The sequence below is a fragment of the Nocardia sp. NPDC023733 genome (assembly GCF_040639775.1).
GTDB lineage: Bacteria > Actinomycetota > Actinomycetes > Mycobacteriales > Mycobacteriaceae > Nocardia > Nocardia rosealba.
The window spans coordinates 152,371-172,334 of record NZ_JBFAAN010000007.1 but is presented as its reverse complement, the minus strand read 5'-3'; the positions used below and the strand labels follow the sequence as shown (position 1 = coordinate 172,334).

The window sequence follows — 19,964 nt, the reverse complement described above, 5'->3', positions numbered from 1 at the left end:
GTCCGGTGAAACGTGTGCTTGTCGGATTGGTAGTCGCGGTGACCGGTGGGGCGGCCGGGATCGGGCGGGAGATCGCCCGGGAACTCGGGGCCGCGGGCGCCTTGGTGTGTATCGGAGACCTGTCCGGTGACGCGGCCCGGGCGGCGGCGGCCGAGCTGCCGGGGACGGTGCACGGGTGCGAACTCGATGTGACCTCCGAGCGGTCGTTTCACGACTTCCTCGCCGTTACCGAGGCGCTGCTCGGGCCGGTCGATGTGCTGGTCAACAATGCCGGGGTGATGTGGGTCGGCGCGTTCGACGACGAACCCGACAGTGCTACCGCGCGGATGCTCGCGGTGAATCTGCACGGGGTGATCCGGGGTGTGCGGCTGGCTGCGCCCGCCATGCGCGCACGGGGGCGTGGACATATCGTCACCATCGCCTCGGTGGCATCGAAGGTCTCACCCGCCGGGGAGGCGACCTACGCGGCGACCAAGCACGGTGTGCTCGGGTACCTGACGGGCGTGCGGGAGGAACTGCGCGGCAGCGGCGTGCGGTTGAGCGCGATCATGCCGGGGGTCGTCGATACCGAACTCGCGAAGGGCACGTCCAGCGGGGCGGCGCCACTGTTGCAGCCCGCCGATGTGGCGCGGGCCGTTGTCGAGGTGATCCAGCGGCCACGCTTCGAGGTGACGGTGCCGGGATCGCTCGGGCCGATGCTGCGCTGGGCCGGAGTGCTTCCACAGTGGGCCCGCGATCTGATCCTGCGCAGGACCGTCCCGAATCAGCTTGCGGCCGTTGACGGTTCGTCCGCACGAGCCACTTACGAAAAGCGTTTACTCGACGGCGATTCCGGGGCATGAGGGCTTTCTCCGCTCCATTTTCACACCATGATCGTTGACCCGGGAACGGTCGGCGTTTACGCTCTCTGCAATCACACATATGTTCGATAGTCCATATGTTCGAGTGACGCGGAAGGCGCGAGATGTCCGACGATCGGTCGATCGACCCTGCCGATACCGAGATCACGGCCCTCGCCAAGCAGGTCGCTACCGCCAGGGGCAAGCTGCCGCTGCAGCACGACACGGCACTCTACGACGCCCTCTCGGAAGCCGAGATCCGCGCCGAACGCGAACTCGCCGAATGGATCCGGGCCCAGCGCCGCAAACAGCGGCGTCGCGCTGTCGCCGACGAACTCGCCGCCGACAAACGTGACCGTCGCACTGGCGCTTTGATCCGGCATACCGACGAAGCCGACGCCCGCTGGCACCGCAAAGCACTGGCCGCACGACGCCGGGTATCGAGTGCCGACGCGCGGCTCGCGCAGCTCTACCGTCGCGCCGAATGGTCCTCGCGCGCACTGATCGGCGTGGTGCTGCTCGGCATGGTGTGGGCCGGGGTGAATGTGCAGCACAACCTGGTGCCGAGCGGGGACATGAGCGATCCGCTGTACTGGCTCAGCTTCGGCATCGAGGCGATGATCTCCATCCCGATCATCGTCATCATGATCGCCGCGACCACCGCCGCACGCTGGGGGCGTGAACTCGAACGCGGCAAGGTCATCGTGTTCGAACTCGCCCTCCTCGGCACCACCGTCGCCCTCAACGCCGGGCCCCACCTGGCCTCCGGTGCATGGGGGCGGGCGGCAGAGTTCTCCATCGCGCCCGTGATGGTCGGTGTCGTGATCTGGTTGCACGCCTGGGTTTCGGCGCGGTACGCGATGTTGATCGAGAGCGCTTCGGTGGAACTGCCGGGGAGCTACTCCCCCTCCGAACGAGTGGATTCCACTGTCGCCCAGCCGGACTCACTGTCGACGATCGGCAATGGCGCGCGCTTGTCCGCCGTCGACACCGATACTCAGGCCGGCGGCAGCGCAGGGCTCAACCACCACGCCTCGCAGGCCGACCGCGCCACACACAGCACAGAGGCCGGGCAGGTCGATCACGCCATGCCCAGCAGCGACGCCGGTCTCGACGACGAAGCCACTCTCGATGGCGACGTCGTACTCGGCGGCAGAACCGGGCACGACGCCGCAGGCGATATCGAAGCGCCGCGCAGCGACGAGGACGATCTGGTCGCCGGATCTGACGACGCCGCGCCCGGCGAGCGCCCGAACCCCAAGCGCCCGCATATCACCCGCCGCCCTGCTGCCGAAAAGTCGACCGCTCCCGGCACTCTCGAACTCATCCACCGGGCCGCCGCCGACCACCGGCGCAACGGCCACGCCGACACCAACGGTGTCACCCCCTCGTTGCGGCGAATACCTGTCACCGCCGCCGCCCAACCCACTCCCGGCGAAGCGACCGGCACCGACCCCGTTCCCGAGGCGACGGCGCACGCCGGCACCGTCGCCCGTGACCGCAACGGCGACACGGCTGCCCCCACTCCGGTGGTAGCGCAACACAATTCACCGGCCCTCGCCGACGAGCCCGAACAGCTCACCCTCGCCACGGAACCCGCCGAGCAACTGCTGCTGGAGACCGAACCCGCCCGGGCCACCAAGCCCGTCGCATCGCCCACCGCAGTCACCAAGCCCGTCGCATCGCCCACCGCAGTCACCGAGCCCGTCGCACCGGTCACTGAGGTCACCGAGCCGATCGCGTCGGCCACCGCAGTCACCACGCCCACGGCACCGGCCACCCCGGTCACCGAGACCGTCGCGCCGGCCGCCCCGTCTACCCGCAAATCCGGGTCGATCGCAGGGGTCGAACCGTCGGCCCAAACATCTGAGCCGGTCGCACCGACCGAGACGTCCGCCGAAGACCCCGAGCCCACGGCACCGGTCACACTGCCAACTGACACCTCAGATGCCGACGAACCGCTCACCGCGCAGGAATCCGCCCCAGAGGAAGACCTCCTCGAAGACCACCCCGTCGACGAATTCGACTACGACGACACCGAGGTCCGCGCCCTGGCCCGCCGCATCGCCACCCACAGCCCCCTGCGCCTGACCCTCGAACAAATCGAGGAAATCCTCGAACTCACCGACCAGTCCTGGTCAGCCCGCAGCATCGGCGCCGAAGTAGGCGTCCCCGGCAAAACCGTCACCAACGTCGTCGAATTCGCCCGAAAAATCCGCCACCCCTACGCCTTCACCGGCTGAGGCCTGCGATCCCTTTCGGACCAAGAGTCCAAGCTCCTCGCGGGCAACAACGACGCTCTCGGTGCAACCGAGGTAGCTCACGCAAGCCGCCGCATCAGCACGGCGTGCTCGTCCATGATCGAGTAGACCACCGCACCGAACGCCTCGTGCCCAGCGACGTACCTGCGAATTGCCTCTTGCGCCAAATCCTGCTCGCTCAGTCCGAGACGCTCGGCCAGCTCGGTCATGCGCCGGCCATCATCGCCGTCGAGATGCAGTGTTATGGCCATTCCGCATGATATCCGGCAATATCACCTAGCCCGCGACGCGACGAAGGCCCGCTTCCCCAGAGGGAAACGGGCCTTCGTGGCAACGATCTCGATGGATCGAGGAGGGACCTTACTTGGCCTTCTCCAGGACCTCGACCAGACGCCAGCGCTTGGTGGCCGACAGCGGACGGGTCTCCATCAGCTGAACGCGGTCGCCGACGCCGGCGATCTCGTTCTCGTCATGCGCCTTCACCTTGGAGGTGGTGCGAATGATCTTGCCGTAGAGCGGGTGCCGGTGACGGTCTTCCAGCTCGACGACGATCGTCTTGTTCATCTTGTCCGAGACGACGTAGCCGCTACGAACCTTGCGGCTGCCGCGCTCTTCCTTCTTCTCGCTCATGCCGCATCTCCCTTGCCCGCGGGCGCCGTGGCCAGGCCGAGCTCGCGCTCACGCATGACCGTGTAAATGCGCGCGATCTCGTGGCGGACGACGCGCAGACGACGGTTGTTGTCGAGCTGACCCGTCGCCATCTGGAAGCGCAGGTTGAACAGCTCTTCCTTCGACTCGCGCAGTTTGGCCACGAGCTCTTCTTCGTTGAGCTCGCGGAGCTCTGCGGCCGGTGTTCCGGTAGCCATCAGAACTGCTCCTCCCTGGTCACGATCCTGCACTTCATGGGGAGCTTGTGCATCGCGCGGCGCAGGGCCTCGCGAGCGGTCTCCTCGTTGGGGTAAGACATCTCGAACATGACCCGACCGGGCTTCACGTTCGCGACCCACCACTCCGGCGAACCCTTACCGGAACCCATGCGGGTCTCGGCAGGCTTCTTGGTGAGCGGGCGGTCGGGGTAGATGTTGATCCAGATCTTGCCGCCACGCTTGATGTGGCGGGTCATCGCGATACGCGCCGACTCGATCTGACGGTTGGTGACGTAGGCAGGCTCGAGAGCCTGGATGCCGTAGTCACCGAACGCCACCGCGGTGCCGCCCTTGGACATGCCGGAGCGGCTGGGGTGGTGCTGCTTGCGGTGCTTGACCCTACGGGGCATCAGCATGCGTCAGCCCTCCTTGTTCTCTGCCGGAGCCTCCGCCACTGCGGTGGCGGCGCGACCGACCTCGGTGCTGGTCGCGGTGGTGCCAGTGGCGCCGGACCGACGGGGGCGGCTCGGACGCTCGCGACGCTGGCGATCCGGAGCAGCAGCAGCGGCAGCGGTCACCTCACGACGACCACCGACGATGTCGCCCTTGTAGATCCAGACCTTCACGCCGATGCGACCGAAGGTGGTCTTGGCCTCGTAGAGGCCGTAGTCGATGTCCGCGCGCAGCGTGTGCAGCGGGACGCGACCTTCACGGTAGAACTCCGAGCGCGACATTTCGGCGCCACCGAGGCGGCCCGAGCACTGCACACGGATGCCCTTGACGTTCGGCGAACGCATGGCCGACTGGATGGCCTTACGCATCGCGCGACGGAACGCCACACGGTTGGACAGCTGCTCGGCAACACCCTGAGCAACCAGCTGCGCATCCGATTCGGGGTTCTTGACCTCGAGGATGTTCAGCTGAACCTGCTTCTTGGTGAGCTTCTCCAGCTCGGCGCGGATGCGGTCGGCCTCCGCGCCACGGCGACCGATCACGATGCCGGGACGCGCGGTGTGGATATCCACACGGACGCGATCACGGGTGCGCTCGATCTCGACCTTCGAGATGCCGGCCCGCTCCATGCCAGTGGCGAGGAGCTTGCGGATCTGAACGTCTTCCTTCACGTATTCCGCGTACTGCTTGTCCGCGTACCAACGCGACTTCCAGTCGGTGGTGATACCGAGGCGGAAGCCATGGGGGTTGATTTTCTGTCCCATTTACTTTGCCCCTCCCTTCCGGCGGCTACGAGTGGCAGCGCCGGCAGTGGGCACGCTCTCGACCTCGATGGTGATGTGGCTGGTGCGCTTGCGAATCCGGAACGCGCGGCCCTGGGCCCGCGGCTGGAAACGCTTCATGGTGGCACCCTCGTCGACAAAAGCAGTCGAGATGACCAGGGTGGCCGGGTTGAGGCCGAGGTTGTTCTCGGCGTTCGCCGCGGCCGAAGCCACGACCTTGGCCACCGGCTCGCTGGCGGCCTGCGGGGCGAACCGCAGGATGGCCAGCGCGTCCTCGACACGCTTGCCGCGGACCATGTCCACGACGCGACGCGCCTTCATCGGGGTGACCCGCACATGCTTAGCGGTAGCGCGGGCAGTCGGGTTCTGAACCGTTTCGGTGTTGGTTTCAGTCATCGCCGCTTGCTCTTCCGGTCGTCCTTGACGTGGCTCTTGAACGTCCTGGTCGGCGCGAACTCACCGAGCTTGTGGCCGACCATGTTGTCCGAGACGAACACCGGGACGTGCTTGCGACCGTCGTGGACGGCGAAAGTGTGACCGATGAAATCGGGGATGATGGTCGAGCGACGCGACCAGGTCTTGATGACCTGCTTGGTGCCTTTTTCGTTCTGGACGTCCACCTTCTTCAGGAGGTGGTCGTCGACGAACGGGCCCTTCTTGAGGCTGCGTGGCATTTCTTACCTCCTCCTTTAGCGCTTCTTGCCGGTCTTGCGACGGCGGACGATGAGCTTGTCGCTCGGGCGGTTGGGCTTGCGGGTACGGCCCTCAGGCTGGCCCCACGGGGAGACCGGGTGGCGACCACCGGAGGTCTTACCCTCACCACCACCGTGCGGGTGGTCGACCGGGTTCATGACGACACCACGGACGGTAGGACGACGGCCCTTCCAGCGCATACGGCCGGCCTTGCCCCAGTTGATGTTCGACTGCTCGGCGTTGCCGACCTCGCCGACGGTGGCGCGGCAGCGCACGTCGACACGGCGGATTTCACCGGAGGGCATACGAAGGGTCGCGTACGGCCCTTCCTTGCCCAGCAGCTGAATGCTCATGCCTGCGGCACGGGCCATCTTGGCGCCACCGCCCGGACGCAGCTCCACGTTGTGGATCGTGGTACCGGTCGGGATGTTGCGCAGCGGCAGGTTGTTACCCGGCTTGATGTCGGCCGTGGGGCCGGACTCGATCGGGCTGCCCTGCTTGATGCCCTTCGGCGCGATGATGTAGCGCTTCTCGCCGTCGGCGAAGTGCAGCAGTGCGATGTTGGCGGTGCGGTTGGGGTCGTACTCGATGTGAGCGACCTTGGCCGGGATGCCGTCCTTGTCCAGTCGACGGAAGTCGATGACACGGTAGGCACGCTTGTGACCGCCACCGCGGTGACGCGTGGTGATGCGACCGTGCGCGTTACGACCACCGGACTTGGTGAGCGGGCGCAGCAGCGACTTCTCCGGCGTCGACCGGGTGATCTCGGCGAAGTCCGAGACACTCGAGCCACGACGGCCCGGTGTAGTCGGCTTGTATTTACGGATTGCCATGAGTTCTTCTCTGCTTTCTGGATCGCCAGCCGCTTACGCGACCGGTCCTCCGAAGATCTCGATGGGCTTGCTGTCGGCCGAGATGGTCACGAGCGCGCGCTTGGTGTCCTTGCGCTTGCCGTAACCGAAGCGGGTCCGCTTGCGCTTGCCCTGACGGTTGGCGGTGTTGACGCTGGTGACCTTGACGCCGAAAACCTTCTCGACGGCGATCTTGATCTGCGTCTTGTTCGAATCCGGGTGCACCAGGAAGGTGTAGGTACCTTCCTCGATCAGTCCGTAGGACTTCTCCGAGATGACCGGTGCGAGCAGGATGTCGCGGGGGTCGGCGATGGTGCTCACTTGCTCTCCTCCTGGGCCGCCTCGGCGGGACCGTGAACGAACGCGTTCAGGGCCTCGACGCTGAACACCAGTTCGTCGCTGTTGAGGACGTCGTAGGTGTTGAGCTGATCCGGGGCGATCGGCAGCACGTTCTGCAGGTTCGCCACGCTCTTCCACGCGGCGACGTCCTCGCGACCGACCACGACGAGGAACTTCTTGCGGTCCGACAGCTCGGACAGGAAGCTCTTCGCGGCCTTGGTCGACGGGGTCTGACCCGAGACCAGTTCGGTGATCACGTGGATGCGCTCGTTGCGGGCCCGGTCGGACAGGGCACCGCGCAGGGCGGCGGCCTTCATCTTCTTGGGGGTCCGCTGGCTGTAGTCACGCGGCTGCGGGCCGTGGACGGTGCCACCGCCGGCGAACTGCGGCGCACGGGTCGAACCCTGGCGGGCGCGGCCGGTGCCCTTCTGGCGGTACGGCTTCTTGCCACCACCGGAGACCTGGCCACGAGTCTTCGTGGCGTGGGTGCCCTGGCGAGCGGCGGCCAGCTGCGCGATGACGACCTGGTGCATCAGCGCGACGTTGGCGGTCACGTCGAAGATCTCCGCGGGGAGGTCGACGGTGCCTTCGGTCTTGCCGCCTGCAGCCTTGACGGTCAGCGTGAGATTAGCGGCCTTCTTCTCCGTGTTAACTGCGGAGCTGGTCATGCGTGCGCACCACCCTTCACGGCGCTCTTGACGATCACGACGTTGCCCTTGCGGCCGGGGATGGCACCCTTGACCAGGAGCAGGCCGTTCTCGGCGTCGACCTTGTGAACCGACAGGTTCTGCGTGGTCACGCGGTCGTTACCCATACGGCCCGACATGCGCATGCCCTTGAACACGCGGCCGGGAGTGGCACAGCCACCGATGGAACCCGGGCGACGGTGCACAGCCTGCGCACCGTGCGAGGCGCCCTGGCCCTTGAAGCCGTGACGCTTCATGGTGCCTGCGAAGCCCTTGCCCTTGCTGATTCCGGTCACGTCGACGTAGGTGCCCTCTTCGAAGACGTCGGCGGAAAGCTCCTGGCCGACCTCGAAGGTGGAGGCATCCGCGACGCGGATCTCGGTGACGTGGCGGCGCGGGGTGACACCGGCCTTGGCGAACTGACCGGAAACCGGCTTGTTCACCTTGCGCGGGTCGATGGCGCCGAAAGCGATCTGGACGGCCGAGTAGCCGTCGCGCTCCACGGTGCGGATCTGGGTGACCACGTTCGGGCCCGCCTTGATGACGGTGACCGGGACGACGCGGTTCTTCTCGTCGAAGACCTGGGTCATGCCGAGCTTGGTGCCCAGGATGCCGGCTGCGGGCCGGTTCTTGTTGTCAGTCATATCTCGAGTCCCCGTCACTGAATGTTGACGTCGACGCTGGCCGGCAGGTCGATGCGCATGAGCGCGTCGACCGTCTTCGGCGTCGGGTCGAGGATGTCGATGAGGCGCTTGTGTGTACGCATCTCGAAGTGTTCGCGCGAGTCCTTGTACTTGTGCGGCGAACGGATGACGCAGTACACGTTCTTCTCGGTGGGCAACGGCACAGGCCCGACCACACGGGCGCCGGTGCGGGTCACCGTCTCCACGATCTTGCGCGCAGACGCGTCGATCGCCTCGTGGTCATAGGCCTTGAGCCTGATGCGGATCTTTTGTCCCGCCACGCTAAGTGTCCTTTTCTCCGCTTTCCTTCGTGGTCACAGGAGCAAGCTCCCGCACCACCCTCATTTGCACAGCCCGAACACACGTGAGGTTTCGAGATCGCCACCGGGCACCGCCCAGTCCTCGCCGCTGTTCATCTGTCATGGTTCTCCGGTCCACGCGGTCGGGCGTGTCGCCCTTTTTGCTACAACGTGGTCCCGAACGTATCCACACCGGCGAACCGGTGGGATACACAACTGCTGCCTGCCCTGCTCGACCCGTCGGCCCCGAAGGGCGACGATCCTGCGCAAGGCAACCCGAACAGTATGCACCATGCCGACAAAGCTCTTCAAATCGGGGGGCATGAGGCATCGGTCACTGATCGGACTGTGCTCGACCATGGTAGCTGGCGGGTCACCAGCGCTGGTCAGTGGGCTTCCCGCTTATCTTACTTTTGAGTAAGATACGGGGATGGCACAGGAAACCGCAACGTACCGCGGCTGGAAGAAGCTGCCCGACAACCGCATCGGGCATGCGCTGTTCTCACTCGGGATGGTGGCCCGGGTCCCCTACTTCGGCACGGTGCTGCCGCAAGTGGTGCGGCTCGAGCCCGGACTGTGCGAGGTGACCTCGCCGAAATGGTTCGGCATCCACAATCATCTCGGCACCTTCCACGCCATCGCCGCGTGCAATCTGGCCGAGGTGGCGATGGGCATGCTCAGCGAGGCGACGGTGCCGACCACCCATCGCTGGATCCCCAAGGGCATGAATGTGCAGTACCTGGCGAAAGCCGAGTCGGGGCTGCGCGCGGTGGCGAAGCTGGCCGAGATCCCCGATTTCGCGGCGATCACCGAGGGGCGTGAGCTGACGGTGCCGGTGTCGATCTTCGACAAGGACGGCGTCGAGGTGGTGCACGCCGAGATCACCACCTGGGTCACGCCGCGGTAACCCGTTGGGCCGGTACGGTTGTGAGCACGGCTACAGACGGGGAGGTTCGATGCTGGAAGTCGCGCATGTGGTCCGCCGGTTCGGCGACAAGGTCGCGGTCGACGACGTGTCGTTCACGGTGGCGCCGGGGGTGCTCACCGGGTTCGTCGGCGGGAACGGGGCGGGTAAGACCACGACCATGCGGATGATCATGGGCGTGCTCGCCGTGCAGTCCGGCGAGGTGCGCTGGGACAACCGGCCGGTCACGGCGCTGGATCGCCGTTCCTTCGGGTACATGCCGGAGGAACGCGGGCTCCACCCCAAGCAACCGGTGCTCGATCAGCTCGTCTACCTCGCGCGATTACGTGATGTGACGGCCGAGGCAGCCAAGACCCGCGCGCTCGGCCTGCTCGAACGGTTCGGGTTGGCCGACCGTGGCAAGGACAAGCTCGAATCGCTCTCGCTCGGCAACCAGCAGCGAGTGCAGATCGCGGCGGCGGTGATCGCGCAGCCCACGGCATTGATTCTCGACGAACCGTTCTCCGGGCTCGACCCGCTGGCCGTCGACTCGATGGTCGAGTTGCTGCGGGAGTTCGCCGCGAAGGGTGTGCCGGTGCTGTTCTCCTCGCATCAGCTCGATCTGGTCGAGCGTTTGTGTGATCGGCTCGTCATTCTGTCCTCGGGGCGGGTGGTCGGGCAGGGGTCGGTCGATGAGCTTCGTTCGGCTGGCGGGTTGCGATATCGGCTCGTCGTCGACGGTGACGCGGAATGGTTACGGTCCCATCCCGGTATTCGGTCGGTGGAAATAGACGGTGGGCGTGCGGTTTTCGAGGCGTCGGAGACCGATGCCATTTTGAAAGAGGCGTTGTCGCGTGGATCGGTGCGTGAGTTCACCGAGGTCAGGCCGACCGTTGCCGAGATCTATCGGGAGGTGACGGCGTGAGAGGTCAGTGCCTGGCGGCGGTAGCTCGCATGACCACGGACGGCGCCCGATCATGCCAGGGAGGCGCAGCATGACGGGGGTGTGGCGGATCGTCGCGGCTCGCGAGATCGTGGTGAAGCTGCGGGATCGCAATTTCGTGGTCTCTACGGTGGTGACCATCGTGGCGATCATCGCGTCGGTGGCGGTGAGCGGGTTCCTCAACAGCAGGCCCGACAAGGTCGATGTCGCGATCACCGGAACGGCTGCCGTAGTGGTGCTCGACCGGGCTAACGAGCTGGGGGCCGAGAAGGACGTCAGCTTCACCGGGCAGGCGGTAGCCGACCGTGCCGCTGTCGAACAGCAGGTGCGCGACGGTGCGGTCGATGTCGGCCTGGTCGCCGCCGAGCCCGACGGCTGGCAGCTGATCGGCAAGACCGCCGAGAACGACGCCGCCGCCACCTACATCACCGCCGCCGCCCAGCAGTTGGCCTTGCAGCGCAATGCCGCCGCTGCCGGTGTCACCATGGACGAACTCGCTCAGGGCGCCGGTGTGGATTACACGCTGCTGGAGAAGAACGCCATCGATCCGGGGCTGGCCAAGATCGTCGCGTTCGTCTTCGCGTTCCTTTTCTATCTGGCGTCGCTGCTGTTCGGGATGTCGATCGCGCAGAGTGTGATCGAGGAGAAGCAGAACCGCATCGTCGAGATCCTGGCGAGCGCGATCCCGTTGCGGCAGTTGCTGATCGGCAAGGTGGTCGGCAACGCGGTGCTGGCGTTCGGGCAGCTCGTGCTGTTCGTGGTCGCCGGGCTCGGCGGGTTGGTCTTCCTCGGCAAGGCCGACCAGCTCGGCCGGATCGCCGGGGCCGCAGGCTGGTTCATCGTGTTCTTCGTGGTCGGTTTCCTCGCCCTGGCCAGCCTGTGGGCGGTGGCCGGCTCCCTGTCGACGCGCAGCGAGGACCTGCAGTCCACCTCCACTCCCCTGTCGATGCTCATCATGATCGTGCTGTTCGCGGGCATCTTCCTCTCCGGAACCGCCCGCGTGATCGCCTCCTACGTCCCCATCACCTCGATCATCGCCATGCCGAGCCGCCTGGCCGAAGGCACCGCCGCCTGGTGGGAACCCCTCATCGCCCTCACCCTGATGGCCGCAGCCACCTACGCCATCGTCATCGTGGCCGAAAAGATCTACCGCCGCTCCCTCATGCAAACCCAGGGCCGCCTCACCCTCCGCCAGGCCCTCGCCCTCGAGGACTGACACCGGGACACCGGTCACGTCTCCTTGCGCCCGGGTGTGGGGTGTGGATTGAATGCGGGGGTGAGTGTGCGGGAGTTCGATATTTGCGTGGTCGGGTTGGGGCCGGCTGGGCGGGGGTTGGCGCATCGGGCTGCCGGGGCCGGGTTGCGGGTTGCGGCGGTGGATCCGCGGCCGGAGCGGCTGTTTCCGCCGACGTTCTCGTGCTGGGTGGACGAGCTGCCGGGCTGGTTGCCCGAGAGTGCCGTCGCGCAGCGGATCGCGGCGCCGACGGTGTGGACCAAGACCGAGCACCGGATCGAGCGGGCCTACTGTGTGCTGTCGAAGGCGGGGTTGCACGCGGCGCTCGCGCTCGACGACGCGACGGTGTTCGCGCAGCGGGCCGGGCGGGTGGACCAGCACGAGGTGGAGCTGGCCGACGGGACGGTGATCTCGGCGGGCACGGTGTTCGACACCCGTGGGCTGCCGACGCTCGGCAAGCGGCGGGCGGCGTCGGCGCACGGGATCTTCGTCGATGCCGAGACCGCGGCGCCGATGGTGGGTGACGGCGAGGGTCTGCTGCTGGACTGGCGACCGGAGAACGGTGCGGGTCCGGACGAGCCGCCGTCGTTCCTGTACGCGGTGCCGCTCGGCGACGGAACCGTCATCTTCGAAGAGACCAGCCTCGGCCTGCGCGGCGGTATGCCCCAGCACGAACTGCGCAAGCGGACGTTGAATCGTCTTGCCGCCCACGGTATTCGGCTCACCGGCGACGAACCGCACGAGGCCGCCCACTACCCGCTCGACCAGCCGCCACCGAAGAAGGGCGCCGCGGCGGCGATCCCGTTCGGTTCCCGCGGCGGCATGATGCACCCGTGCACCGGCTACAGCGTGGCCGATTCGCTCGCCCTCATCGACACCGCCGTCTCGGCCGTGCAGCAGGGCACCGACCCCGTCGAGGCGCTGTGGCCGTGGCAGGCGCGAGCGGTGTACTGGATGCGGATGCGTGGCCTGTGGGGCCTCGGCAGGCTCACCACCGACCAGTCGATCGCCATGTTCGAGGCGTTCTTCACCGAATCCGAACGCGGCCGACGCGCACTGCTGTCGGCCCACGACGACTACACCGCCCTGGGCGCGGTGCTGTTCAACACCGTCGCCCACACCTGGCCGTTCCGCTGGCGCTACGACCTGGTCGGTTGGACCAACCGCAACCGCTGGGTCGACTACCCGTTCGCGGCACCGGCATGAGAAAGGCCGCGCCGGGCAACGGCGCGGCCTTCCACAGAACTACGCGGTCTCGGCGGCCTTCTTGTAGCCGCGAATGGCCGGGTAGGCGAACACCGCGATCATCCCCACCGTCCACAGCACCGTCTTGAGCAGCGGGTCCGCGACAGGACCGCCGTAGGACAGCCCCTTCATCGCGTCGATCGCACAGCTCATCGGCTGGTTCGCGACCACGGTCTGCAACCACGTTGGGTAGGCGATGATCGGGACGAAACCGGTGTTGAAGAACATCAGCAGCGTGTTGAGGATGCCGATCAGGCTGATGAGCATCACGCCCTCGGTGATGGTCGCCAGCGCCGTCACCATCACCGCGAACCCGAGCCCGAAGAGGATCGGCACGCAGACCAGCGCGATATTGGTGAGCGGGTCCTCCATGAAGAGGAAGCCCAGCGGTACGGCGACGAGCAGCACGATCACCGTGGTGATGAGAATGCGCAACGCCTCCGCGATCAGGCGCCCGGTGAGCAGCGACGCCTTGTTCAGCGGCATCGTGTAGAAGCGGCTGAGCAGGCCCGAGGCCTTCTCGCGTTTGAAGCCGAGCGCACTCACCACCGCACCGGTCATCGCCGCGACGAGCGTGAGCAGCGCGGCCTGGCCGTAGATGCTCGGTGTGCCGGTGGCGGCGGTGATGGAGTCACCGAGGACGATGCGGAACATCAGCAGCGTCACGGCCGGGTACGCGATGGTCTGGATGGTGGTCGACGGGTCACGCAACCACACCATCAGCAGTCGTTTGGTCTGGATGAGGCTGTGGCTGAACCACACCGACACCGAACTCTCCGGCTTGGCGTGCACCACCGGCAGCTGGGCCGCCGTTTCCGTTGTCGTCATGATCGCCTCACACTCGCCCACACTGCCAGTGGGAGGAATACAACTGCCGCGATGCCGAGCCACACCAGCGATACCCAGGTGCCCGCCCACGACAGCTGACCGGCGGCCATGTCGCTGAGCGTCTGCGCCCACTGCGAGATCGGCTGATTGCGGGCGAACCCGCGCGCCCAGGTGGGGAAACTGTTCTCGGGCACGAACCCGGTCGACATCATGCCGAAGATCAGGATCGGCAGGGTGAGCGCCTGGCTGAGCGCCTCGGGGTTCTTGGTGAGACTGCCCAGCGCGTCGGCACCGAGGGTGAGCACCACACCGACCGCCAGCGCGAATCCGCAGAACGCCAGGGCCTGCAGCCAGCCACCGGTGAACCGGAAGCCGATCATGTACCCATAGCCGACGGTCGCGACCAGCGAGACCACCGACCGGACGAGCCCGGCGCAGATGCGTGACATCAGCGGAACCAGCGACCCGATCGGCATGGTCTGCAACCGGGTACTCAACCCGGTGAGCGCCTCGAACGCCGCGAGCTGGGCGTTCGACATCATGGTCATCGCCATGGTCTGCAGCACGATGATGGGCATCACGTACTGGGCGTAATCGATGCCCTGCACCTTCATCACGTAGCGCAGCGGCAGGTAGAACGCGACGGTCACCACCAGCGGGGTGAGCACGGCGACGATCAGTTCGCCCTTGGTCGCCATGGTCCGCACGATGCGACCGGTCAGCGCGCGCCACTGCGCGAAACTGCTCTGGTGCACCTGGGGTAGGTCGGCGAACAACCCCGTCGCCGCGGGGGTCGACACGCTCACTAGTGGCCGCCCGAATGACCGGTGATCGACAGGAACACGTCGTCGAGGGAGGGGCGGCGCAGGGCGATGTCGGCCAGGTCGATGCCCGCGTTGTCGAGCCTGCGCAGCGCCTCGGCGAGGGTGGCCGCGCCGTCGGGCGCGGGGATGGACAGCTTGTCGGCACCCGCGATCTCGGCGGCGACGGCGGCCGGGACCAGATCACCGAGGGCCTGCACGGCGGCCGCGATGCGGCTGAGGTCGAGCGGGATGATCTCGCAATAGCTGCCGCCGGTCTTGGCCTTGAGCTGGTCGGCGGTGCCTTCGGCGATGACGGTGCCCTTGTCGATGACGATGATGTTGTCGCTGAGCACGTCGGCTTCTTCGAGGTACTGCGTGGTGAGCAGCACGGTGATGCCCTGGTTCTTCAGTGCCGTCACCAGATCCCACACGCCCTGACGGCTGCGTGGGTCGAGCCCGGTGGTCGGTTCGTCGAGGAACACCACCTCGGGGCGGACCACCAGCCCGCAGGCGATGTCGACCCGGCGACGCATACCGCCCGAGTAGTTGCGCACGGCCCGTTTACCGGCGCTGACCAGGTCGAATTCCTCGAGCAGCACCTCGGCGCGCTTGCGGGCGGCCGACTTGGTCAAACCCATCAGGCGACCGAACAGTTCGAGGTTCTCGCGTCCGGTGAGGTTCTCGTCGAGCGCGGCGTACTGGCCGGTCATCATGATCGAGCGGCGCACGCCCGCGGCGTCGGTGAGCACGTCGTGCCCGGCGACGACGGCGGTGCCGGAGTCGGGGCGCAGCAGCGTGGACAGGATTTTGACCGTTGTGGTCTTGCCCGCGCCGTTGGGTCCGAGGATGCCGAGCACGCTGGCCTTCTCGGCCTGGAAACTGATGCCTTGCAGCGCGTGCACGTCGCCGAAGGATTTGCGCACGTCGGAAACGAGCACGGCGGGCTCACCGCCGTGCGACGCGACGCCACCCACGGGCGAATCCACTGAGATAGAACTCGGCATCAACTCTCCACCATCGGCCGCGGCGGCGCCGATCGAACGGGCGCGCCACGGAATTTTTCTTCCCGGTAAGTGATCCATACCGTTCGGCGCGATGTTACCGGTCCGGCGATTTTCCGGGTCGGGACTGAGCGGGCCCGGGAAGATTCGGTCCGATTCCTTGTCGCCGCGACGACACGCCCATACCCTGGCATCCGGGTAGAGGGAGGTGACCATGGCCGAATCGGCCGCCGCATTGCCGGGCCGTACCGATCTGCTGATGTCGTTCGATCCGCGCACCGGCGAACAGCTCGCGCAATATCCGGTGCAGGGCGGTGCCGAGGTCACGCGCGCGGTCCGCACCGCGAGGGCGACACAGAACTGGTGGGGGGAACTGGATTTCGGTGAACGCCGCAGCCTGCTGCTGGATTGGCGAAGCCATATCGCCCGGCGCAGTGGCGAATTGGTCGAGATCCTGCGCAACGAGACGGGTAAGCCGGAGGCCGATGCCGCGCTCGAGGTGATGCTCGCGGTGGAGAACCTGGATTGGGCCGCGCGCAATGCCGAACGCGCACTCGGTCGCAAACGATTGCGTTCGGGCTGGTTCACCCGCAATCAATACGCGTCGGTGGGTTATCTGCCGCTCGGTGTGATCGGCGTGCTCGGTGCCTGGAACAACCCGGTGTTCACGCCGATGGGTTCCATCGCCTATGCCATGGCCGCCGGGAACACGGTGGTGTTCAAACCGCACGAGATCACCACCGGCGTCGGCCTCTGGCTGGCCGCGAGCTGGTCGCGCGTGGTACCCGATTATCCGGTGCTGCAGGCCGTGACGGGCGACGCGCGCACCGCGACAGCGCTGTGCGGCGCGGAGGTGGACAAGATCGCCTACGCCGGTCCCGAGGCCGGTGGCCGCGAGGTGATCGCGCAGTGTGCGCGCTCGCTCACGCCGGTGGTCGTCGAGCACAGCGGCAAGGGCAGCATGATCGTGCACGTCGACGCCGCTCTCGACGAAGCCGCCGAGGCCGCGGTGTTCGGGGCGATGGCCAATTCCGGCCAGAACGCCTCGGGTATCCAGCGCTGCTATGTGGCCGACTCGGTCTTCGACGATTTCCTCGCCCGCGCCGCCGACCGGGCCGCCAAGCTGCGGCCCGGCGCCGACAACCGTGCTGCCTACGGCCCGATGATCAATGCCGACCAGGTCGACGTGGTGCGCTCCCAGGTGCGCGATGCCATCGCCCGCGGCGGGCACGCCGTGCTCGGCGGACTCGACTCCTTCCGTGACCCGTATGTGGAGCCGATCGTGCTCGCCGAGGTGCCGGAGGAGAGCATCGCGATCACCGGCGAGGGCATCGGCCCGGTGCTGGTGGTGAACCGGGTGTCGGACCTGGCCGATGCGGTGACCCGGGTGAACGCGGCGGGCAACGGCATCGCCGTCACCGTGTTCACCCGCGATATCGTCAGCGCCGAGTTCATCGCCGCACAGCTGAAAGTCGGTGTGGTGACGGTGAATTCGTCGACCGCTTTCACCGGTATCCCGGCTCTTCCGTTCGGCGGGGTCGGCGAGTACGGGCAGGGGCACAGCCACGGCGCGCAGGGTCTGCAGGAATTCAGCCGGACGATGTCGATCGCACGCAGACGTTTCCGCGCGCCGGTGCGCCTGTCGACGTTCGATCGTAGGCCGGGACATCTGCGCCTGGCCAAGGCGGCGTTCCGGTTACGCCACGGGCGCTGACTGCCCGCCGAGCAGCACCGCGCTGGTGAGCGCGCCGAGCCGGGCGAGCTGTTCGGGCCGGGAGTCGAAGCGCAGCAGCCTGCCCACGTCGATGATCTGACCGATCGCGGCATGCACCCGGAACCGCGCCTCGATCGGGTCGCCGTCGAGCAGGTTGGCCCATTCGAGGATGTTCTGGCGCTGGATCGCACGCAGCCGATGCTGTTCGGCCTGGGGCAGATTGCTGAACTCGGCGTAGTACACCGGCATGATCTCCGGCGTCGCGAAGGTGAGGCGGGCGTGCTCGTCGGCGATGCGACGGGCGGCGTCGGCGCGGTCGTTCGACTGCGCGAGCGCCTCGCTGATCCCCACGGCGAGGCGGTCGCCCGCACGGTGGAAGGCCGCGGCGAGCAGGTCGGCTTTGCTGTCGAAGTGGCGGTACACGCTGGAGGCGTTGATGCCGACGGCGGCGCCGATCTCCTCGATACCCGACTCGTGGTAGCCGTTGCGGCCGAAGATGCGGATCGCCTCGGTGAGCAGCTGTTCACGTTTCGATGTCACCGGTAGCCCACGATTCTGCTTGCCCGGCTCGGCCGGCGCCGGTGCGGGCGGCAGGTCGGCGCGCACGATGGACCAGGCCATGTCGAGCTGTAGGGCGAGCATGCGCGAATGCGAGAGTGTGGTGCGGTGCGCGGCGATGCTCGCCAGGGCGCTGAGTGCGCCGACGGCGAGCAGCGTGATGTCCTCGGGGCTCGCGTCCGGCCGCAATTCCGCGATGGGCGTGGCGACCATGGCCTCGAGTTCGCGGTAGAACGCGCGGATGCGGACGCGGTCCTCGCGCTCGAGGTAGCGACGTTCCCAGCGGTACAGACCGGCTTCGCGCCGGATGTCGATATTGTGCTCGGCCACGGCGGTGAGCAGCGCGTCGAGCCGGTCGTGCGGGCTCAGCGCCGGGTCATCGGCTGCTTTCGCCACATCGCGCAGCCCACGTGCGCCCTCTTCGGCGGCGGCGACGAGCAGTGCGTATTTGTTGGCGAAGTGCCGGTAGAGCGCGGGCCCGGAGATGCCGACCTCGGCCGCGATCTCGTCGACGCCCACCGGGTAGTAGCCGCGCGCGCTGAACGCCCTGGCGGCGGCGCGCATGATCTGCATCTTGCGGTCCTTGGGCCTGCGGCGGACCACCTTGGCCTGGGTGGTCGCCTGCTCGGGGCCGCTGTGGGACTCCCTGCGATCGGCGACCATGTACGTTGCTCACTTCCCGTTGCGCGAACCGTCGTCGACGGTTCGGCGCCGTCCGCAACGGCGCTGGACCAGTCAACCTAAGTTAACCACAATTCGCAAACGGCGTGACGAAGTCGGGCAAACGCGAACCGTCCCGCTCGCGACGGTGCGAGCGGGACGGTTCGAGTGAATCGTGGGGAACTTAGAGGCCGAGCCCCCGGGCCAGCGTCGGCCACGACAGCTTCAGTTCGTCCTGCCAGTAGCCCCACGAGTGGGTGCCGTTGGGACGGAAGTTGAAGGTGGCCGGGATGTTCAGCTCTTTCAGCCGGTTGGCCAGGTTGTTGGTGCAGTAGTTGGTGCCCGCCTCGATGATGCCGCCGATGACGATCTGGTTGGCCAGACCGTAGGCACCGGGCAGTGCGTAGGGGCCGTTGAGGGTGTCGTACGGTCCGGGCAGGCCGTTGCCGGTGGAGACGTAGAGTTCCACGCCGCGCAAGCCTTCGGCGTTCACGTACGGGTCGTTCTTGACCCATTCCTCGGAACCCTGCGGGCCCCACATGTTCATGGTGTCGCCGCCGCCCCACGTCTCGACCGTGAGCTTCACGAATTCCGAACCGACCGGGTCGGAGGTCTGCGCGCAGCCACTGTAGGCCGCGGCCGCCTTGTACAGGCCGGGCTTGGCGATCGGCAGCGCGAGAACGGTGGTGCCGGAGGTCGACAGACCCGCGATGGCGTTCACACCGTTGGTGCCGAGCGCACCGTCGACGAGCGGGGGCAGTTCCTCGGTGAAGAAGGTCTTCCACTTGTTGCGGCCGACGACCGGGTCGTCCTTGATCCAGTCGGTGTAGTAGCTCCAGGAGCCACCGATCGGCTGGATCACGTTGACGTTCTTGTCCGACAGGAATTCCAGCGCGTCGGTCTTGGCGACCCAGGACGCCGAATCCTCGCCGCCGCCCGCACCGTTGAGCAGGTACAGGGTGGGGCGCGGGACCGAGGCGTCGGCGGGACGCTGCACGTCGACGATGATGTTCTGGTCCATGGCCGCCGAGTACACGTGCAACCGCAGGCTGCGCGAATCCTTCACCTCGGCCTTGACGATCTTGGAACCGTCCTCGGAGACCGGGTTGGCGAGCAGGCTCTTGGAATCGATGATCGGGTCGGCCGAAGCCGGTGCGATGCCGAGGCCGGACAACAGTCCGGCGGCCACTGCCGTTGCCGCGATCATCGCCGCGGCTCGGAGGCCACGACGCCGGGTGTGCCGACGGATCACTTTCGCACCTTCGCTTCGTCTCGAATTCCGACTCGGTCCGCACCCGGTTTCCCGGGGCGTAGTTGCACCA

At 66.9% G+C, this 19,964-nt stretch carries 24 protein-coding genes; 7 read left to right on the top strand and 17 right to left on the bottom strand.

The genetic code is table 11. From position 1 onward, the window contains the following. Positions 1-5: 5 nt before the first annotated feature. Together AB0F86_RS24570 and AB0F86_RS24565 are read left to right on the top strand one after the other, a co-directional pair. Positions 6-842, top strand: a complete 837-nt coding sequence (locus AB0F86_RS24570; protein WP_356985951.1) for an SDR family oxidoreductase — start codon at positions 6-8, stop codon at positions 840-842. Between the two features lie 122 nt (positions 843-964). After that, positions 965-3,082 carry a hypothetical protein gene (locus AB0F86_RS24565; RefSeq protein WP_356985952.1) on the top strand — a complete coding sequence of 706 codons (2,118 nt, stop codon included), beginning with the start codon at positions 965-967 and terminating at the stop codon, positions 3,080-3,082. A 77-nt stretch (positions 3,083-3,159) separates the two neighbouring features. On the opposite strand, the gene AB0F86_RS24560 is transcribed toward AB0F86_RS24565, so the two are convergent. The 12 genes from AB0F86_RS24560 to rpsJ form a co-directional block, all read right to left on the bottom strand. Then, a complete protein-coding gene (locus tag AB0F86_RS24560) occupies positions 3,160-3,351 on the bottom strand; it encodes a ribbon-helix-helix domain-containing protein (RefSeq protein ID WP_225281836.1) in 192 nt (63 codons plus the stop codon). A gap of 109 nt (positions 3,352-3,460) precedes the next feature. After that, entirely contained in the window at positions 3,461-3,730 is a 270-nt protein-coding gene (gene rpsQ / locus AB0F86_RS24555) for a 30S ribosomal protein S17 (protein ID WP_067491145.1), read from the bottom strand. Beyond that, positions 3,727-3,966, bottom strand: coding sequence for a 50S ribosomal protein L29 (gene rpmC / locus AB0F86_RS24550; protein WP_019045024.1), 240 nt, complete (start codon positions 3,964-3,966; stop codon positions 3,727-3,729). Before rpmC ends, rpsQ begins: the two co-directional genes overlap by 4 nt. Further along, positions 3,966-4,382, bottom strand: coding sequence for a 50S ribosomal protein L16 (gene rplP, locus AB0F86_RS24545; protein WP_067491147.1), 417 nt, complete (start codon positions 4,380-4,382; stop codon positions 3,966-3,968). The genes rpmC and rplP overlap by 1 nt, the downstream gene beginning before the upstream one ends. 3 nt (positions 4,383-4,385) lie before the next feature. After that, entirely contained in the window at positions 4,386-5,183 is a 798-nt protein-coding gene (gene rpsC / locus AB0F86_RS24540; RefSeq protein WP_067491148.1) for a 30S ribosomal protein S3, read from the bottom strand. After that, positions 5,184-5,597 carry a 50S ribosomal protein L22 gene (gene rplV, locus AB0F86_RS24535; protein ID WP_067491149.1) on the bottom strand — a complete coding sequence of 138 codons (414 nt, stop codon included), beginning with the start codon at positions 5,595-5,597 and terminating at the stop codon, positions 5,184-5,186. Beyond that, a complete protein-coding gene (gene rpsS / locus AB0F86_RS24530; RefSeq protein WP_067491151.1) occupies positions 5,594-5,875 on the bottom strand; it encodes a 30S ribosomal protein S19 in 282 nt (93 codons plus the stop codon). The genes rplV and rpsS overlap by 4 nt, the downstream gene beginning before the upstream one ends. A 15-nt stretch (positions 5,876-5,890) precedes the next feature. Further along, positions 5,891-6,727: a 50S ribosomal protein L2 gene (rplB, locus tag AB0F86_RS24525; protein WP_067491152.1), complete on the bottom strand. Its 837-nt coding sequence runs from the start codon at positions 6,725-6,727 to the stop codon at positions 5,891-5,893. A 33-nt stretch (positions 6,728-6,760) separates the two neighbouring features. Continuing rightward, positions 6,761-7,066 carry a 50S ribosomal protein L23 gene (gene rplW, locus AB0F86_RS24520; protein WP_019045018.1) on the bottom strand — a complete coding sequence of 102 codons (306 nt, stop codon included), beginning with the start codon at positions 7,064-7,066 and terminating at the stop codon, positions 6,761-6,763. Further along, positions 7,063-7,752 carry a 50S ribosomal protein L4 gene (gene rplD / locus AB0F86_RS24515; protein ID WP_225281835.1) on the bottom strand — a complete coding sequence of 230 codons (690 nt, stop codon included), beginning with the start codon at positions 7,750-7,752 and terminating at the stop codon, positions 7,063-7,065. Before rplD ends, rplW begins: the two co-directional genes overlap by 4 nt. Then, positions 7,749-8,414: a 50S ribosomal protein L3 gene (gene rplC / locus AB0F86_RS24510; RefSeq protein ID WP_067491154.1), complete on the bottom strand. Its 666-nt coding sequence runs from the start codon at positions 8,412-8,414 to the stop codon at positions 7,749-7,751. Before rplC ends, rplD begins: the two co-directional genes overlap by 4 nt. A gap of 14 nt (positions 8,415-8,428) precedes the next feature. Then, entirely contained in the window at positions 8,429-8,734 is a 306-nt protein-coding gene (gene rpsJ / locus AB0F86_RS24505; RefSeq protein ID WP_003938093.1) for a 30S ribosomal protein S10, read from the bottom strand. Positions 8,735-9,182: 448 nt separating this feature from the next. Between rpsJ and AB0F86_RS24500 the strand changes: the two genes are divergently transcribed. The 4 genes from AB0F86_RS24500 to AB0F86_RS24485 all read left to right on the top strand — a co-directional run bounded on the left by AB0F86_RS24500 (position 9,183) and on the right by AB0F86_RS24485 (position 13,039). Then, entirely contained in the window at positions 9,183-9,659 is a 477-nt protein-coding gene (locus AB0F86_RS24500; protein ID WP_067491156.1) for a hotdog fold domain-containing protein, read from the top strand. Between the two features lie 49 nt (positions 9,660-9,708). Further along, complete coding sequence (locus AB0F86_RS24495) at positions 9,709-10,581, top strand: ATP-binding cassette domain-containing protein (RefSeq protein WP_356985953.1); 873 nt, start codon at positions 9,709-9,711, stop codon at positions 10,579-10,581. Positions 10,582-10,651: 70 nt separating this feature from the next. Beyond that, complete coding sequence (locus AB0F86_RS24490; protein WP_356985954.1) at positions 10,652-11,815, top strand: ABC transporter permease; 1,164 nt, start codon at positions 10,652-10,654, stop codon at positions 11,813-11,815. 48 nt (positions 11,816-11,863) lie between these two features. Further along, on the top strand, positions 11,864-13,039 hold the full coding sequence (locus AB0F86_RS24485; protein WP_356985955.1) for a lycopene cyclase family protein: 1,176 nt from the start codon (positions 11,864-11,866) through the stop codon (positions 13,037-13,039). 39 nt (positions 13,040-13,078) lie between these two features. Here the strand turns inward: AB0F86_RS24485 and AB0F86_RS24480 are convergent, their stop codons facing one another. From AB0F86_RS24480 to AB0F86_RS24470, 3 genes are read right to left on the bottom strand one after another with little or no spacing between them, the layout of a single operon-like run. Further along, positions 13,079-13,906 carry an ABC transporter permease gene (locus tag AB0F86_RS24480; protein ID WP_067641594.1) on the bottom strand — a complete coding sequence of 276 codons (828 nt, stop codon included), beginning with the start codon at positions 13,904-13,906 and terminating at the stop codon, positions 13,079-13,081. Further along, complete coding sequence (locus tag AB0F86_RS24475; protein WP_356985956.1) at positions 13,903-14,706, bottom strand: ABC transporter permease; 804 nt, start codon at positions 14,704-14,706, stop codon at positions 13,903-13,905. Before AB0F86_RS24475 ends, AB0F86_RS24480 begins: the two co-directional genes overlap by 4 nt. A 5-nt stretch (positions 14,707-14,711) precedes the next feature. Beyond that, a complete protein-coding gene (locus AB0F86_RS24470) occupies positions 14,712-15,713 on the bottom strand; it encodes an ATP-binding cassette domain-containing protein (RefSeq protein WP_225281829.1) in 1,002 nt (333 codons plus the stop codon). Positions 15,714-15,924: 211 nt separating this feature from the next. Here AB0F86_RS24470 and AB0F86_RS24465 point away from each other — a divergent pair, with 211 nt between their 5' ends. After that, positions 15,925-17,424, top strand: a complete 1,500-nt coding sequence (locus AB0F86_RS24465; RefSeq protein WP_356985957.1) for an aldehyde dehydrogenase family protein — start codon at positions 15,925-15,927, stop codon at positions 17,422-17,424. Here AB0F86_RS24465 and AB0F86_RS24460 read toward each other — a convergent pair. Then, positions 17,407-18,645, bottom strand: coding sequence for a TetR/AcrR family transcriptional regulator (locus AB0F86_RS24460; RefSeq protein ID WP_225281827.1), 1,239 nt, complete (start codon positions 18,643-18,645; stop codon positions 17,407-17,409). The two genes, AB0F86_RS24465 and AB0F86_RS24460, sit on opposite strands and share 18 nt — an antisense overlap. Positions 18,646-18,826: 181 nt before the next feature. Beyond that, positions 18,827-19,849 carry an alpha/beta hydrolase family protein gene (locus AB0F86_RS24455; RefSeq protein ID WP_067491167.1) on the bottom strand — a complete coding sequence of 341 codons (1,023 nt, stop codon included), beginning with the start codon at positions 19,847-19,849 and terminating at the stop codon, positions 18,827-18,829. Positions 19,850-19,964 lie beyond the last annotated feature (115 nt).

Coding starts and splice junctions, on each gene's coding strand:
- AB0F86_RS24565 (WP_356985952.1), top strand. CDS start 965: ATGTCCGACGATCGGTCGATCGACCCTGCCGATACCGAGATCACGGCC.
- AB0F86_RS24500 (WP_067491156.1), top strand. CDS start 9,183: ATGGCACAGGAAACCGCAACGTACCGCGGCTGGAAGAAGCTGCCCGAC.
- AB0F86_RS24490 (WP_356985954.1), top strand. CDS start 10,652: ATGACGGGGGTGTGGCGGATCGTCGCGGCTCGCGAGATCGTGGTGAAG.
- AB0F86_RS24470 (WP_225281829.1), bottom strand. CDS start 15,713: ATGCCGAGTTCTATCTCAGTGGATTCGCCCGTGGGTGGCGTCGCGTCG.
- rpsS (WP_067491151.1), bottom strand. CDS start 5,875: ATGCCACGCAGCCTCAAGAAGGGCCCGTTCGTCGACGACCACCTCCTG.
- AB0F86_RS24560 (WP_225281836.1), bottom strand. CDS start 3,351: ATGGCCATAACACTGCATCTCGACGGCGATGATGGCCGGCGCATGACC.
- AB0F86_RS24495 (WP_356985953.1), top strand. CDS start 9,709: ATGCTGGAAGTCGCGCATGTGGTCCGCCGGTTCGGCGACAAGGTCGCG.
- rpmC (WP_019045024.1), bottom strand. CDS start 3,966: ATGGCTACCGGAACACCGGCCGCAGAGCTCCGCGAGCTCAACGAAGAA.
- AB0F86_RS24465 (WP_356985957.1), top strand. CDS start 15,925: ATGGCCGAATCGGCCGCCGCATTGCCGGGCCGTACCGATCTGCTGATG.
- rplV (WP_067491149.1), bottom strand. CDS start 5,597: ATGACTGAAACCAACACCGAAACGGTTCAGAACCCGACTGCCCGCGCT.
- AB0F86_RS24460 (WP_225281827.1), bottom strand. CDS start 18,645: ATGGTCGCCGATCGCAGGGAGTCCCACAGCGGCCCCGAGCAGGCGACC.
- rplP (WP_067491147.1), bottom strand. CDS start 4,382: ATGCTGATGCCCCGTAGGGTCAAGCACCGCAAGCAGCACCACCCCAGC.
- rplC (WP_067491154.1), bottom strand. CDS start 8,414: ATGACTGACAACAAGAACCGGCCCGCAGCCGGCATCCTGGGCACCAAG.
- rplB (WP_067491152.1), bottom strand. CDS start 6,727: ATGGCAATCCGTAAATACAAGCCGACTACACCGGGCCGTCGTGGCTCG.
- AB0F86_RS24455 (WP_067491167.1), bottom strand. CDS start 19,849: ATGATCGCGGCAACGGCAGTGGCCGCCGGACTGTTGTCCGGCCTCGGC.
- rpsQ (WP_067491145.1), bottom strand. CDS start 3,730: ATGAGCGAGAAGAAGGAAGAGCGCGGCAGCCGCAAGGTTCGTAGCGGC.
- rplD (WP_225281835.1), bottom strand. CDS start 7,752: ATGACCAGCTCCGCAGTTAACACGGAGAAGAAGGCCGCTAATCTCACG.
- AB0F86_RS24480 (WP_067641594.1), bottom strand. CDS start 13,906: ATGACGACAACGGAAACGGCGGCCCAGCTGCCGGTGGTGCACGCCAAG.
- rpsC (WP_067491148.1), bottom strand. CDS start 5,183: ATGGGACAGAAAATCAACCCCCATGGCTTCCGCCTCGGTATCACCACC.